Source organism: Thalassobacterium maritimum (genome assembly GCF_031127805.1).
Taxonomy (GTDB): Bacteria; Verrucomicrobiota; Verrucomicrobiia; order Opitutales; family Coraliomargaritaceae; genus Thalassobacterium; species Thalassobacterium maritimum.
This window is the reverse complement of record NZ_JARXHW010000037.1, coordinates 1-15248: the sequence shown is the minus strand read 5'-3', so window position 1 is coordinate 15248 and position 15248 is coordinate 1. Positions and strand designations below refer to the sequence as shown.

General features: G+C 51.8%; 10 protein-coding genes. 4 read left to right on the top strand and 6 right to left on the bottom strand.

Annotated elements, in window-relative coordinates:
- On the bottom strand, positions 1-1179 hold the full coding sequence (locus QEH52_RS14215; protein ID WP_308951308.1) for a glycoside hydrolase family 130 protein: 1179 nt from the start codon (positions 1177-1179) through the stop codon (positions 1-3).
- A 70-nt stretch (positions 1180-1249) separates the two neighbouring features.
- Positions 1250-2152: a helix-turn-helix transcriptional regulator gene (locus QEH52_RS14210; protein WP_308951306.1), complete on the bottom strand. Its 903-nt coding sequence runs from the start codon at positions 2150-2152 to the stop codon at positions 1250-1252.
- A gap of 100 nt (positions 2153-2252) precedes the next feature.
- Between QEH52_RS14210 and QEH52_RS14205 the strand changes: the two genes are divergently transcribed.
- Positions 2253-3029, top strand: coding sequence for a hypothetical protein (locus tag QEH52_RS14205; protein ID WP_308951305.1), 777 nt, complete (start codon positions 2253-2255; stop codon positions 3027-3029).
- A gap of 432 nt (positions 3030-3461) precedes the next feature.
- Here the strand turns inward: QEH52_RS14205 and QEH52_RS14200 are convergent, their stop codons facing one another.
- On the bottom strand, positions 3462-4499 hold the full coding sequence (locus QEH52_RS14200; protein WP_308951304.1) for a LacI family DNA-binding transcriptional regulator: 1038 nt from the start codon (positions 4497-4499) through the stop codon (positions 3462-3464).
- Between the two features lie 23 nt (positions 4500-4522).
- Between QEH52_RS14200 and QEH52_RS14195 the strand changes: the two genes are divergently transcribed.
- Both QEH52_RS14195 and QEH52_RS14190 read left to right on the top strand, forming a co-directional pair.
- Positions 4523-5239, top strand: a complete 717-nt coding sequence (locus QEH52_RS14195; RefSeq protein WP_308951303.1) for a hypothetical protein — start codon at positions 4523-4525, stop codon at positions 5237-5239.
- A 137-nt stretch (positions 5240-5376) separates the two neighbouring features.
- Positions 5377-6768, top strand: a complete 1392-nt coding sequence (locus QEH52_RS14190) for a sulfatase family protein (RefSeq protein ID WP_308951302.1) — start codon at positions 5377-5379, stop codon at positions 6766-6768.
- Between the two features lie 78 nt (positions 6769-6846).
- Here QEH52_RS14190 and QEH52_RS14185 read toward each other — a convergent pair whose 3' ends face one another.
- The 3 genes from QEH52_RS14185 to QEH52_RS14175 all read right to left on the bottom strand — a co-directional run bounded on the left by QEH52_RS14185 (position 6847) and on the right by QEH52_RS14175 (position 12818).
- A complete protein-coding gene (locus QEH52_RS14185) occupies positions 6847-9240 on the bottom strand; it encodes a glycoside hydrolase family 94 protein (RefSeq protein ID WP_308951301.1) in 2394 nt (797 codons plus the stop codon).
- Positions 9241-9261: 21 nt separating this feature from the next.
- The gene (locus tag QEH52_RS14180) at positions 9262-11604 is read right to left on the bottom strand and encodes a GH36-type glycosyl hydrolase domain-containing protein (RefSeq protein WP_308951300.1); all 2343 of its coding nucleotides are present in this window, start codon (positions 11602-11604) and stop codon (positions 9262-9264) included.
- A 161-nt stretch (positions 11605-11765) separates the two neighbouring features.
- The gene (locus tag QEH52_RS14175; RefSeq protein WP_308951299.1) at positions 11766-12818 is read right to left on the bottom strand and encodes a LacI family DNA-binding transcriptional regulator; all 1053 of its coding nucleotides are present in this window, start codon (positions 12816-12818) and stop codon (positions 11766-11768) included.
- Between the two features lie 136 nt (positions 12819-12954).
- On the opposite strand from QEH52_RS14175, the gene QEH52_RS14170 reads away from it, so the two are divergent.
- Complete coding sequence (locus QEH52_RS14170) at positions 12955-14598, top strand: autotransporter-associated beta strand repeat-containing protein (protein ID WP_308951298.1); 1644 nt, start codon at positions 12955-12957, stop codon at positions 14596-14598.
- Positions 14599-15248 lie beyond the last annotated feature (650 nt).

Genomic DNA, 15248 nt, shown 5'->3' with positions numbered 1-15248 from the left:
TCAAAGAAATGCTTGGTTGGCGCGGATCAACTCAAGTCGTTGCTCCACGCAGGCTGCGCTGCGGAGGGGATCGACGGGAGTGTTGATTAATACGTCGGTGAGACGCTCCACAGTCGTGGTGGCCACGTGGCAACGTGTGTCCGAACTCGCGTAGTAGAGGTAAATGTCGCCATTATCGCGTGTGATCACGCCATTGGTGAAGGCGACATTGGAGACGTCACCGATGCGTTCTTCGCCTTCAGGCGCAAGCAGGTATCCGCCCGGATTGTGGGTCATACGCCAAGGCTCGTCCAAGGCGGTGATGAAGCCGTAAATGACATAGCGCAGTCCAGCCGCGCATCCACGCACACCGTGCGCGATATGCAGCCAGCCATGCTCGGTCTTGATGGGGGCGGGGCCTTGTCCGTTCTTCGTTTCTTTGATGGTATGATAGGCGCGTTCGTTGATGATAATCTCTTCGTCAATGACTGCGTTTTCGATATCCTTACATAAGCCCCAACCGATTCCACCGCCGTTGCCTGCATCGATAAATCCATCTTGTGGGCGGGTATAGAAGGCGTATTGACCGTCCACAAATTCGGGGTGAAGCACCACATTGCGTTGTTGTGCGGACTGGGTCTTCAAGTCCGGCAGCCGAATCCAGGTTTTCAGGTCTTTCGTCTTCGCAATGCCGCATTGAGCGACGGCCGAGGAGAGGTCGCCGGGCTGGGCGTCGGGGTCTTTGCGCTCGGTGCAAAATAGGCCGTAGATCCAGCCGTCTTCATGGCGCACCAGACGCATGTCGTAGGTATTGGTGTCTGGCTCGTCGGTTTCTGGCATCACCAGTGGTTCATCCCAAAATTCGAATTGATCCACTCCGTTAGGACTCTCCGCTACCGCGAAAAATGATTTGCGATCAAAGCCTTCCACCCGACCAACCAAAAGGAATTTGCCGTCCATTTCGATCGCTCCCGGGTTGCAGATGGCATTGATGCCCAGGCGCTCCAGGAAGTGTGGATTGGTTTCAGGATTATAATCATAGCGCCAGTGCGGCGGCACGTGTGCCGCCGTGAGTACGGGATGCTTCCAGCGCTCATACCAACCATTGCTCCAGTCCGGGTTCACCTGATTCGGAGTTTGAATCAGCGCTTGATAGTTTTGGGTGATGCGTTCGCGACGTGTTTGATAGGTGGTATTCATTGTATGTATTTAATGAATGTTTACCTTCGCCGTTTCCTGATAAGAATCAAAAGGTTATGAACTGTAACAGTTAGGCCATGTTTTTGCTGCTTGCATTGCCTTGTCCTCTTGTCCGGTACTCGCTCGGAGACAGATTCGTTTTCGCTCGAAACCAGCGCGTGAAGTGGGCGGGCGACTTGAATCCATGCTGATAGGCGATCTGTTTGACCGGTGTATTCGAGTGGTGTAGCAGATACGCCACGGTCTCCATCCGTCGACGATCCAGATATTGACGAGGTGTTACGCGAAATCTCTGGACAAACATCCGGTTTAGCTGGCTTACACTCAGTCTGACTTCGCGCGCCAACTGTTCCAGATCCGGCCTCTGATCAAATGAATACTGATCTAAAATTGACTGAGCCTGGAGCAGGCGAGGATCCTCCTGTTGTAAGGGGATCGGCGACAGCCCGACCTTGAAAAGCGCCTTTGCACACACGGTCAGCCATCGTGCGAAGCCTAATTGTACCCGCAGGTGAGGAACCAACGCCTGGCTGGGTTGTGTCCGGATGGGGGCCATTGCCGCCTCTTGGCGATCCACCTGACGAAGTAATCTTAGCGTTTCCCGTTCCAGTTCCGGAATACGATCCGCTTCAAACACTTCCGCAGTCTCCGGCTTGAACAGCGCATTCCCTTCAGGCCACTGCATGCGATAATGAATGGAGAGGATCTTTGCATTGTCACTGAAGTCCTGCTGGCGAGGACCCGTTGTCGGCAACACCCATTGTCCCGGGTGTCCCGTCACATCTCCCGTTTTGGTGCGAATCCGAACAGTTCCCGAGCGCATGAGGAACATCGATTGCCCTGGATAATGACTTGATTGATGACGATACTGCGGTGCCACCCTTCTCTCATAAATCCAGTTCAACTTCGTATCCAACAAGGTCTGTTCCGGGTGTTCGGGGGTCGCACCTCTAATACGAGGGCTCTTTTTCATGCGCAAAATAGTCAACTAATACGGCAATCTGGCAAGTGTTTCCCGTTGTAATATTTTCGGCGATTCTAAACATAAAGTTTTAACCTAAGGATTCTTACCAATGAAAGCTATTACATACCCTCTCACTCTCATTTTTGCCGTCTCGCATGCTGGCGCGGCGACCATCGCGCAATACAACTTCAATAGTGGCAGCACACCTTATGCGGATGTTGCCAATGCATCGGGCTTAAGCGCTGGAGACATCGTTCTAGGTGACCAAATGGATTCGGCCCCCAACATCACAACTAATTACTCCTCGGAAGGCGCGGGAAGTTTATTTGTTGCTGGTTCGGCTGCGAATGCCGGTTCTGGCTCCACATCGACCGCTTGGGGGAATGCGAACACTAATGGCCTGTATTTTGAGTTCACCTTGACGCCCGATGCGGGCCAGACTTTGAATCTGACAAATCTTGAATTAGATGTTGCTGCTAAAGGTACCGATGCATTCAGATTGGGTGTAACATCCTCATTGACAGGTTTCGACTATGCGGACCGACTGACGATCACTACAGAAAGTTCATCGGATGCGGATTCGATCCCCAATGTCCTGCAATCCAACCTCGACGGTATTAAGCTTCTAACCGATACTGGGGTAGACGAAGATTGGGGGGCTGGTGAAGGTACCATTATCGATCTCAGTAGTTCCACTTTTGATAATATTTCTGCGCCCGTCACTTTTCGCATCTATGGGTTTCAATTGAATAACAATACCTCTACGAATGCGATCTTCTTCGATGACATTCAAGTCAATGGCACCGTCATCCCGGAAGCTAGTAGCTTTGCCTTACTCGCAGGATTTTGCACAATGGGCTTAGTGATGGTTCGCCGTCGCCGTTAAACGCGAACTCTGTTTCACAAAGGGTCATCTCATTTGTTTGAGTTGGCCCTTTTTCGTGGAGCCTTCACTTGTGTAGGCGATCTAATCGCGTAATCATACCCATTCGAAAAAAATTTTGGTCCTAATAGATACGTCTTTTGTAACCTCGGTTCTCGGAACCGGGGCGATGCCGATATGTCTTTTGTAACCTCGGTTCTCGGAACCGGGGCGATGCCGATCGCCCCCCGACTGTGTCCTGCATAGCTGAAGGCGACGCATGGAAACAAAGTTTCGAGGCTACACAAAGGCCAAGCTTATAGATCATATATTCTTAGAAGTAGTATCATATGTGGCTTGCTCCTTTCGAGATGGCGTTCAGCAAACGATAGCCCTGATTGCTATTGAGTGATGAAACCGGCCGACTGATCGGGTAACGGTTTATCGTAGATGCCGCTATAAGGTCGCTCCGCGCTGCCAGGTGCTTTCAATCTGTATCGTGCGGGGATCGGATTCGATATCCAGTGCTTGCCGACGCAGCTGGAAATCGAGTAAATCGACAGCAGCAGAAGCCATCGTGCGGATGGGCCGTTTGATTCCGCTGGTAGTTTTATCATCAGGAGCCAGCCGCATCACCGCGTAGGGGATAGCGCGCAGGACCGAAGGGATCTGTCTTAACCTAACACTTTGTGAATATAAGATGGCGTCCGTTTTGGGAAACGCGGGTAGGGTATTCGATTCAGTGATACACTGTATGCTCAGGTTGACTTCGGGATGGTCTTCCCGATATAGGGCGGCAGCGGCTCGCTCGCGAGTGACCTCACGTGAGCTTATCAATCGCTCGCGATAGAGGAAGGTTATCTGACGGTAGCCTTGTTCTTGGATTCTACCGAGGGCCGTTTGGGTCGAGGCAAAAGTATTTTCGATGATTCGATGGCCTCGTGGTTCGAAAAAGAAATTGCCATAATAGACGCAGGCTTCGCAAGCGGATCGGAGTCTTTCAAAGTCCAGTTTCGGAACCGTCGATTCTTCGTGGATTTGATTGATTATCAAGCCACGGATGTTACGTGCCTTGAGTTGGCGGCATAACTCGTCGGTTGTCATGGATGGGGGCAGCACGATCACGGAGAGAGCGAAGCCCGCCTTGTGGGCAAGGTCTTTGCAGTTTTGCATGTAGACTTGGTTCTCTTGGAAGGATGCCGCCAGTTCGGTCATTAGGAAGCCCCAATTCATGAGGGAGCGTTTCTCCGACTTGCGCCAGCGCATCTCTGACAAAGTCGCTAGCGCAGCATCACGCTGGTAGTCCAGTTTTTGGGCTAGGGCTTGTACGCGTTCACGGGTGTTTTTCCCGATTTGCGGGTCGCCCCGCAAGGCGCGACAAACAGTGGATTTGTGAAGCCCCAGCTGGTCTGCCAGGTCAGAAAGCGTAATGCGTGGCATGCTGTGGTGTAATTGATCGAAACTGGTTGCGTATTGCAAGACTTGTCTTCCCATTTTGCCTAAGCGAGTGTCGAAGTATGAAATCTTACCTCTACCCTCTCGCTATAACTGCAATGACTCTCTCTTTACCAGTATCCGCCGCCATTGTAAGTGGCGATGTCTTGGTGTTTGACGTAGGCCCTTCTGCCTCTGGTTCGGAGACAGCAGGCAATTGGAATAATTTGTCTGGTAGCTCTTCGTCTGTTAGCCCTATAACGGACGCTATACGATTCTCCGATGGTGCTTCTACTGGAGTGGGGCTGGCACTTTCAGGTCTCCTTTCCGGGAAAGTCGGAATCGGTGGGATCGACGATGTGACTGGCCCGAGTAACTTTTCCTCGCCGGGCTTTATTGGCAGCGGTGCGATTCCGGAGACCGCTTATCAGGATCTGGCATATTTTAGTAACGAAGACGGAGCCAATTCCTTTACCTTTAGCGGATTAGATAACAGCCTTAGTTATACGCTCTCATTTATCAGTCGAGTGAATGCCGGAACTGAAAGACCCTCGCTTACTTGGGATATCGGAGAGGGCCAAGCATCGGTAGCGATTGATCCGGAAAACAATACGAACATTTATTCCTTTTCGGGCTTAAGTACCGATGGCTTGGGAAAACTTGTCGTGAGCATTCCGATATCCGGATCAGACACTGCCCATCTCAATGCGATCGAACTGATCGCCATTCCTGAGCCAAGCGCATTCTCTTTAGTGATGGGATTCTGCGTATTGAGTTTCCTTGGTCTCCGTCGTCGGTAGGCTTTACTAAGAAAACCTAGTCAGCCCTTAGACTCATCCATGGAAAGATGGGTGGGACTTTCGAGGGGATGAAATAGAAATTATTCAGCACTGAAGGTGCACGCTCCTAAAGCGTGCACCTTCGCACAATTACAGATATGTCCAAACGACCTAATGTTATTCTTATTAACTGTGATGACCTCGGCTATGGCGACCTTGGATGCTACGGCTCGCAGCGCAATCAATCTCCGAACATAGACAGACTCGCCAAGCATGGCCTTAAGCTGAACAGTTTCTACATGATGAGCCCCGTTTGTTCAGCATCGCGCGCGGCCATGCTGACAGGTTGCTATCCGCAGCGCATAGGTTTTGGGCCGCATTCGGTGCTTTTCCCAGGAGCAAGCAAGGGAATTCATGAGACTGAAGTAACCTTGGGGCATGTCGCCCAAGCTGCCGGCTATCAGACTAAGATTATTGGTAAGTGGCATTGCGGCGACCAGCCGGAGTTTCTCCCGACGAATCGCGGCTTTGATGAATATTTTGGCATCCCTTACAGCAATGATATGGGGCGCCAACTTAACAATGAGGGCGTAATGCGCGAAATTCCGCGTCCACCGCTCCCTCTGTTGCGGGACAATCAAGTCATCCAGCAACAGCCTGATCAACGGGGCATCACCGAGCGATACACGGACGAGGCGGTTCGCTTTATTGAGGATCATCAAGCAGAACCGTTTTTCCTCTATCTGGCACATATGTATGTGCATGTGCCGCTCTTCGTGCCTCAGCAGTTCTTGAAGCAATCTAAAAATGGAGCTTATGGTGGCGCGGTTGCAGCCATCGACTGGTCCACGGGAGTGATCGTGGATCGACTTAAAAAACTCGGTCTATTCGAGAACACTTTAATTATTTTTACCAGCGATAATGGCTCGCGTGCCCGTGACGAGGGCGGCTCCAACGCACCTTGTAACGGGACTAAGGCAAGTACGTGGGAGGGCGGTCAACGCGTGCCCTGCATCCTGCATTGGCCAGACGGGATACAGCCCGGAAATGTCTCCGATGAACTGGTGCGCTCGGCGGATTTTCTTCCAAGTATTGCCAGCCTAATCCATTCGCCCTGCCGCCCAGACAAAGCTATAGATGGCATTGATCTAAGCGGCTTTATCACAGGTCAGACGACTACGACTGGCATCGATACCTTTTACTATTACAGCTTCGCCTCTCTTTGTGCTGTCCGAAAAGGGGATTGGAAGCTGCATCTAAGTCGTCGCGACGAACCGAATCTTTGTGAGTTGTATAATCTCAGAGTCGATGTTGGCGAAACAAAGAATGTTGCCGATGCCAATCCGCATATCGTAGAGGAACTTCAGCGGCTTGCAGAGGGAGTTCGCTTGCGCTTTGGGGATTCAATTCAAGAAGTCGAGGGCTCCGAAGTTCGTCCGTGCGGCCATTCGGATAATGCTGTTGCACTCACGGAATATGATCCGACACATCCCTACATGATCGCTTGCTATGATTTGGCGGATGCCGATATGAAAACGATGGAAGGGTAGGGGATGGTCGAATCAATCCAGTGAATGCTCTGCGTGCTTGCTGACTCTTGAATTCTAGGGATGCTCCAAATGAGGACCTTAAAGAGTCACAACAACTTTGTTAGTCGGTTCCATTCGTTTGTCCGGGATCAAATCACCGTCCAGTTCTTGGCCATTTAATTCAATACGGGCGCTGCCGTTGCCGTTTTGGATGGTGATGTCGAAGTGCTTACCGCGGAAGTGGCGGCTGACTCTGACTTCTGGCCAATGCGAAGGTAGCCCCGGGGCGATTCTTAGGCCGTCATAGTCGGGGCGTATGCCTAGGATGTACTGGGTGGCCGCGTGGTAGTTCCAAGTGGCGCTGCCGGAGAGCCAGGAGACGCGGCCCGCTCCGAAGCGTGGGCTAAATGAGCTATGCGTGCTTTGGCATACCACATAGGGCTCCACCTCACGCACGTCGGCTCGCTCGTTGTAGCTCGCCGGCATCGAAGCTTTGAAATATTGCCAAGCTTGATCTCTATTTCCGAGTTTAGCTTCCGCCATGACAGCCCAGCCTTGGGTGTGGTTGAAGATGCCTCCGTTTTCCTTCATCCCGGGATTGAAAAGAACGCCGAGTGCTACCTTCGGGTCCGTCTTCACATAGGGAGGCGTGCAGAGCATAACACCAAACTCCGTCGCTAATTGATCTTTCAGTGCTTGCATCGATTGTTGTGCGCGCTTCGCATCGGCGTGTCCGCTGATGATGGCCCAGGCCTGTGGATTCATGAAGATGGAGCCTTCATCATTTTCTTTGGATCCGAACTTCAGTCCGTCGTCGCGATAGGCGCGCAGATACCATTCACCATCCCACGCGTGTTCTGCCAGTGCGGCGTCGTAGCTGCTCAACTTCTCACTGGCCCAAGCGACCTCAGTTGGTTCATCCAGTCGCTGGCAGATGTCAATATATTCGCGCAGCGCAAAGCGTAGTTGGAAGGCAACAAATATAGACTCGCCGGCTTCGCCCAAGCGCAGGCAGTCGTTCCAGTCGGCGTGTAAGCCACAGGGAAGACCGTGCGCACCGCAGCGCTCGAAGTTGAACTCCATCGCGCGCCGCATGTGTGCCAGCACCGTGTCGCTGCCGTGGTCGGCATAGGGCAGCACTTTGTTATAAAAATCGAGGTCGCCTGATTCTTTCACATATTCTGGAATCGCGTTGAAAAACCATAAACAATCGTCGGCCCGGTAGTGATCGGGCTTTTGCATGGCGCCGGGTGTGTGCGCAAAGGGCTTGACGACGGGCAGTGCGCCGCCATTGGCAAGTTGTCCTGTGAGCAGTAGCTCGATGCGGCGGTGTGCTTCGTCGAGTTCGATCGCCATGGCTCCTAGCATGTCTTGCATGGTATCACGGAAGCCCAAGCCATCGCGCTCGCCTGCATAGACGAGGCTAGCGGTGCGCGACCAATAGAAGGTCATCAAGCAATTATACGGAGCCCAGGTATTGAGCATGCTGTTGAAGGCCGCGTCCGGTGTTTGCACTTGTAGTGAGCGCAACTTGTCGTGTGTTACACTCTTGACCGCGGTCAGCGCTGCTTCGATGTCTTGAGTCTTGGCCATTGCTGCCAATGCGGTACGTCCTTCGTCCTCGGCTTTGCCCACTCCAAAGACGCAGGCGAAACTCCGGCTTTCGCCGGGCTGGAGTTGGACTTCGATCTCAAAGGCAGCCACGGGCATGTCGCCGGCTGCGGTTGAGTTGCTGCACTGCCCTTGCTCGACAGCTGCGGGGGCGGCATAGCTGCCATAGCTGCCGAGGAAACTGTTTAGCTCGGCATCAAATGCGCGGGCATCAATCCCCGCCAGTCCGAAGAAAGTATGGCGTGCCTGATCCTTGTTTTCAAAATGCTCGGGATCAGTCGGCATATTGATATTACTGCCGATATCGATCAGGTTTTGGTTCCCGTGGGTGGCGCTGATATACTGTGTGTATTGCAGGTTTTTCGTGTCGTCTTCCGCACTCCAGTTACACTGCGGTTCGATGCAGGGAAAGAGCTTTAGATTACGCGGACGATCGCTCTCATTACTGATGGTGACTTTCCAAACCTCGTAGAGTGCCCCTACAGGTGTGAAGTAGGTCACCGCGCTGGCGATCGAGGCATAAGTGGATTCTATGCTGGTGTAGCCAGTGCCGTGACGACAGGTGGTTTTAAATTGATCCAATGGTTTGCCGACTGGCATCCAGGAGTTGCTCCAATAATCACCGTTTGATTCATCGCGTAAATAAAGATAGCGACCGTTGAGTTCGCCTGGCATGGAATTAAATTTGTAGCGGGTCAATTTACCCTGCGCAGCGGAGCGATAGAAGATGTAGCCAGCGGCGTTGTTGGTGATCACGCCTCCGAAATGTGCGTTGCCAATATAGTTGCTCCACGGGCGTGGTGTATTGGCTTGAGTGATGACATATTCGCGCTGGGCGTCGTCGAAGTGGCCGTAGGAAGTTTGCTGGTCGGATGAGTTCATGTTGAATGAGTGCTTTGTGTCTTAAAATTGTATGCTGACGTCGTAATGCGGCTCGCCATAAGGCAGTCGTGCTTCTTGGCTGCTGGTACCGTTAATACAGATTTCCAGCGGTCCGGTCTGTGGACTGCGGCGTAGTTGAATGTCGTAGGTGGAGCCTCGGAATCGTCGGCGTATTTTAGCCTCATTCCATTCGTCGGGCATGCAGGGATCTACAACTAGCCCATCGGCTGTGGCACGAATTCCGAGGATGCTCTCGACCATTATCCATAGCATCCAGGGGGCGGTTCCGGTGGAAATGTTGCGACTGGATACGCCGAATTCGCAGCTGTCTTTCAGGCCAAAGTAGCAGTTCGGCACAAAAATCGGTGCTTGGCTATTTTTGCTGGGCGGGTTCTTGGCATTGAGCGGCAGGTTGAGCATCAACTCTTTCAATGCGGCAGAGCCATTACTTAAACTGCAGTCAGCATAGGATTTAAACATGCCTGCGTGACAGTAAATGGAGCCATTTTCAGTAGTGCCCGGTTGTTTGATGCTGATACGTCCCCAACGCTCATTCCATTGACTGAATGCAGGGGCCAGCAACAACGCACCTGCATCGGTCTCCATCGATTGGATGGCGTCTTTGACTGCTGGTAAGCGATCCTCACTCACGTAGCCGGCCATGATCGCCCAGGTCTGGCTGTTCAGGAAGATCTTCCCTTCGCGATCTTTCGGTGTGCCGAGCGCGACTCCTTCGTCGTCAAATCCGGTGATCAGCCATGAGCCGTTCCAGCAGTGAGTATGGACCGCACGGCTGAGCTCCTGGTCCAGCGCGTGTAGGGCCTCGCAGTGCATCGGTTGTTCTAGGCGCAGCAGCACTTTGTGCAGCATCTGTGCGGCGACGCCGAGTGCACAAGTGGTCCAAGTGGATTCTCCCTTGCCCCGACGGCCGGGGCCATTAATGGGGTCGGTCCAGTCGCCATCGCCAAAGAGACACAAACCATGGGCACCACGGTTTTTAGCTAATCGATCCACTGCGCGTATCAGATGCTCCAATACGCTCGCTTCTTCCTCGCTATCATGGAAACCGAAGCGTTCGTTCAGGAAATCGAGGCAGTCGTTTTGATTGGCAATAATCAGCGTGCAAATGACTAACCAGATGCCGCCATCCTGATAATCGAGCGCGCACACTTCGCTTTGATCGCCATCGCCAGCGGTCCACCATTGGCGCAGGTAGCCATCTGTATTCTGTAAAGGGATGCGCGTGCGCAAATAATCGAGTGCCGCGCTGGGGTCGAGTAGGGCGAAGCCCATGCAGTCTTGCAACTGGTTACGTATCGGGAACCCGCCCGCCAAGCGATTGAGACGACTTTGAAAGACGACTTGTTTCTGCAGCCAGTAATTAAAAAATGTGTTCAGCGTGGCGTCAGGTGTTTCAATGCACAGATTGTCGCGGTAGCGCTCTTGTTCCGCACGCACAGCTTCCAATGCTTCATCAAAGCGGGCGAGCTCGCTGTATTCTGTGCGTAGGGCGGCCACATCGGCTTCGTTGCGCTCGACTCCTATGAAAAATCCGATCTCCTTGCTCGCGCCCGGTGCCAGCTCGATAGAGTGGTGGAGTGCGCCCACTGGAAATTCCGACAAGCAAGGCTTCCCCGAGCACTGGCCTTTCGCGACTGCAGCTGGGATCAGGTCGAAGCGTGGGCCGCCGTAGAAGATGCGTTCGTTGGATTCGCCCGAAGTCGCAGGTTCGGTGCTAAACATGAAGCGCAATGTGTGCTGGTTCTGCAGGCGTGCATAATCCTTATAGTGTAAGTGATGCGGGAAAAACTGGCTATAACAAGTGCTGTGTTCACTTGAATACCATGCTTTGGAGCGCATCACGCCGCCATCTTCGAAGGGGAACACGGTGAACAACGAGAGCTTACGTGTATGCGCACTGCGATTGGTCAGTTGAACCGTCCAGAGCTCACGACTGCCCGATACAGGAACAAAGCCGCGAACCATGGAGGCGATCTCCGCGCGGTCTCCCTCATAGCGACAATGACTCGGCGTCTGGATCGCCTCGAAATGATCCATCTGTTTATTCAGTGGTTGTTGGGTGAGGTTCCAAGTGTCCTCACTCACTTCATCTTTTAGATAAAAATAACGATAGCTCGCCGGTAGCTCGCGAGCGGGAGCTTGCAGCACGCGTGTGCGCCCTTGTGCGCATTGGTCGAGTTCGATGTAATAATCCTGATTAAACAGATAGTTCTTCCATGCTGCAGGCGGATTTATACTGTGAATGTGTAGCTCGCCCTCGTTTGGCTGTAGCTCAAATAGACCTGGTTGGTGCGAGAGCAGTGAAGCTAACGCTGGCTGCTGTGTTGCTGTTTTTGGCTCCATGATTATTGGGGTCTTGTCGAGGCTTAGTGCCACGATCGGTGCAAAATGAATATTTTAATTCCACCCGCAGCTATCATGCGCGGGGGATTTAAGGGACATTTATTCTTTTGCGATGGAGCTCAGGTTCACAAGGTCGCGTGAACTTTATCAGTTAGTAGCTTTTAGCTGGGTGGTCTTTTCGAACGGCGCTTTCGAAGTGTTTTTCCTTCTTTCCAAGTGCCGCGAATGAGCGTGCTAATCGCTTTGGATTGATTGCCATATAAGTTGCGAAGTAAATTTGTGTGTAGGCGGTCGACTGCAGCTGCACCGATGGCTTGTAGGTCCTGGGTGTAGGATGAGACTGTTTGATCATGCAGGGGGAGACGGCAGTAGCTCGTTAGCCCGATGTCTTGGGGCACGCGTAGTTTGCGCTCTTTTAGTAAAGATCGAATGTCGTCTGCGTTATCACTGATAATTACGTCGGGCTTCTGTTTATCAAACCACTGCCAAAACTCTTCAGAGTTATAATATTGGGGGAGTAGCGGTTTGATTTTAACTAACGTCGGGTCACGGTAATGTTCTCCTAAAAATGTATCTAAGGATTCGTGTAGTAGTCGAGCGCTACGTTGCTGAAGCATGGCAAGGCCGATCCGTCGGTAGCCTCGGCAGCGTAACTCCCCGATCGTGAGTTGCATTGCCCGATGATGGTCGAAGGAGAACTGATCCAATTCCGGCTTTACCAGCGATGTGCCCAGAGCGACCGATACGAAATATTTCCAGGTCAAGTCCAGGCATCCATATTCTTCGGGCATGGGCGCAATTAGTAGCCCCTTAATGCCACGATTGAACAGTATCGAGCTGGCCTGACGTTGGCTCATGTCATTCTCGCGTAGCCAGAAGGGCACCACTTCGTAGCCAAATTCTTTGCCGCGCTCTTTGGCGCCGATTAAATATTCTTCGGCGAAGGACCAGGCGGCATCTTCTTTCTTTTCGTAATTGGTGATGTAGGCTAGCTGTGCATAGGCGCTGGCGGGGCGTTGCCTGCGGCGATAGTCCGCGAGGGCTGACATTGCGGGGTCGGGTTGGTAGCCCATCTTTTGAGCGCAGTTCTTGACGCGCGTGCGAGTTTCGTCGGATACGCCCGGCATATCCCTCAGGGCGACAGAGACACTCATGCTAGACAATCCTAGTTTGGCGGCAATGTCTTTGATCCGGGCTGGTCTTGGTGCGGGCATTTGGTGGTCGTGTGTGGGGGAGTGGAGACTGATTAATCAACCTAACTGATAAGTCTTAAAACTGTTTGTTGTGCAATTATATTCGTCTCATAGTCACTGAGTTTTCTACTTGCTAACCTATCAAATTACCTCTATTATGAATCATAAGAAATACGTAAGAAATCACCTGTTACTCACGCTTCCATTGAGTCTGATTGGTTTTTCTACCACGAACTTACAAGCGCAAACCTGGACAGAGACTGCATCTGGCACATATAATTGGGACGATAATGTGAATTGGGGAAGCAATCCTTTTCCAAATGCGATTGATGCAGTTGCAGATGTTTCTATCGACCAAGCCAATCCGCAGACCGTTGATTTAAATCAAGCGATTACGGTGGGGACGCTTAACTTCGAGGACAATGGTGCGACGACCGGCAACAGTACATTTAACATCGCTGCAGGCACGGGCGGGAGTTTGATTTTTCAAACATCCTCTGGTAATGCCTCGGTTTCGTTGACCGCGCCCTCGACTGCGCGTAGGCCTAAAGTGACCATTTCCGCGGATATGGTGGTGAACAGTAATACCACCTTTGATACTACTAGTTCAGGGAGCACTTCCAAAGAGTTTGTGTTGAGTGGGGATCTGAGTGGTTCAGCTTCGATTACTAAGTCTGGCTCGAAAGGTCGGTTAAGGGTGTCTGGCGATAACAGTGCATTTACGGGCAACTGGATTCTTGAGGGGGGTGTGTCGACTAGCTATTTTCAAATTAGTGCCGACAATAGCTTAGGCGCAGTGCCAGTGACAGCGACCAATAATATTATTGTGAATAATACCAACACCATTGAGTTCGGCTCGGGCACCTATACCATACATGAGAATCGTAATATCTTAGTAAACAGTGGAACACTTCGCGTAGGACCCTCCGTTTGGAATTCGTATGTGACGATTGCCGGGGACATCAGCGGAGCAGGAGGTGTGGCACGAGTTACCGATAAAGGTGCCGGTGCTTATATTCAGCTCTCAGGTAATAATACCTATACTGGTAAAACTTCGGTGACGAGCGGCGCTCTGCGCGCTGGTTCCACCACTGCCTTTGGGGTGGATTCAGAAGTCGTCATGGGAACCGGGACCTACGATAAGCATGGTGTGTTGGATTTAAATGATTTCGACAACTCGATCGGCTCGCTCTCCGGCGGTAATGCGACTAAGGGACTTGTCGATCTAGGTACGGCGACGCTCACGACTGGCAGTAATGATATGTCGACCAATTATGCGGGTGTCATCTATGGCACTGGTGGGGTAACCAAAGTGGGGACTGGCACCATGACTCTAGACGGGGAGAATACTTATACCGGTGCGACTACAGTGACTGAAGGCTCCTTGGCACTGGGTGCTTCCGAACGTTTGAATGATGCGAGTCGCCTGATACTCGACGGAGGTACTTTTGCCACCGGCGGTTTTTCGGAGACAATGGGCACGGTCGTGCTGTCTGAAAGTTCCATCATCGACCTCGGTGCAGGTGATTCGGATCTGTCCTTTTTAGACAGCAGTGCTGAGGTTTGGACCGACTCGATTGTCTTGAGTATTCTAAATTTTGATGAAGGTGTGGATAGCGTGCGCTTTGGCACCGATGCCTCTGGATTGACTAGCACTCAGCTCTCCCAAATTACGCTCAACGGTGGTGCTGCTTTTATCGATGCCAGCGGTTATTTGACTGCGGTTCCTGAAGTGGGTAGCTTCGCACTAATGGGCGGTCTATTATCTTTAGGTTTCGCTGTGACACGTCGTCGTAAATAGTTCTTTAGGGATAGAATATGGGTAAGCGTCCGACGTGCGTCAGTGCGTCGGGCGCTTTTTTGTACATAACATGGCATTCAGCACAGCTTTGTGAGCATCATGAACTGAAAACATTTGGGCCCATGAAATACATACTTTTATTTTATCATTGTTTCAAATGCCACCTACTACGTGAGTGGCAATGATCGCACCGCCATTGTCCGAACGGATACTGATTTCGGAAACGCGGCCTTTATCATAGACGATACTGAAGTGCAAAATCATCGAGCCAGTGTTTTTCTGGTTGATTCCAGCTTACACTCCTTTGCCATTGAGAAGATACTTCTCTTAGAAAGAACCAGCAGCAAATCGATGTCTCTTTATCTTCAACTTTCCTGATCACCGTCACTAATTCTGAGATTAGACAATACATCCGCGAGGGCGAGAATCAAGACAATGGCTCTCCCAAGACGGATATCTTTATCGTTGATCAGGACGGAATGGTTGATCCTCAGACTCCAATTATTTGGGACTTCGAGAAGATTACGAACCTTACAGCACTTCCCATAGATGAGGGGGTGTGATTAAAAGTGCGGGGAGATCGGGCTCTCTTCGTAGCGGGGTTCTTCAGACCCCGTATCCGCAGCCAAGCAGGCAACTAAGCCAGGCGT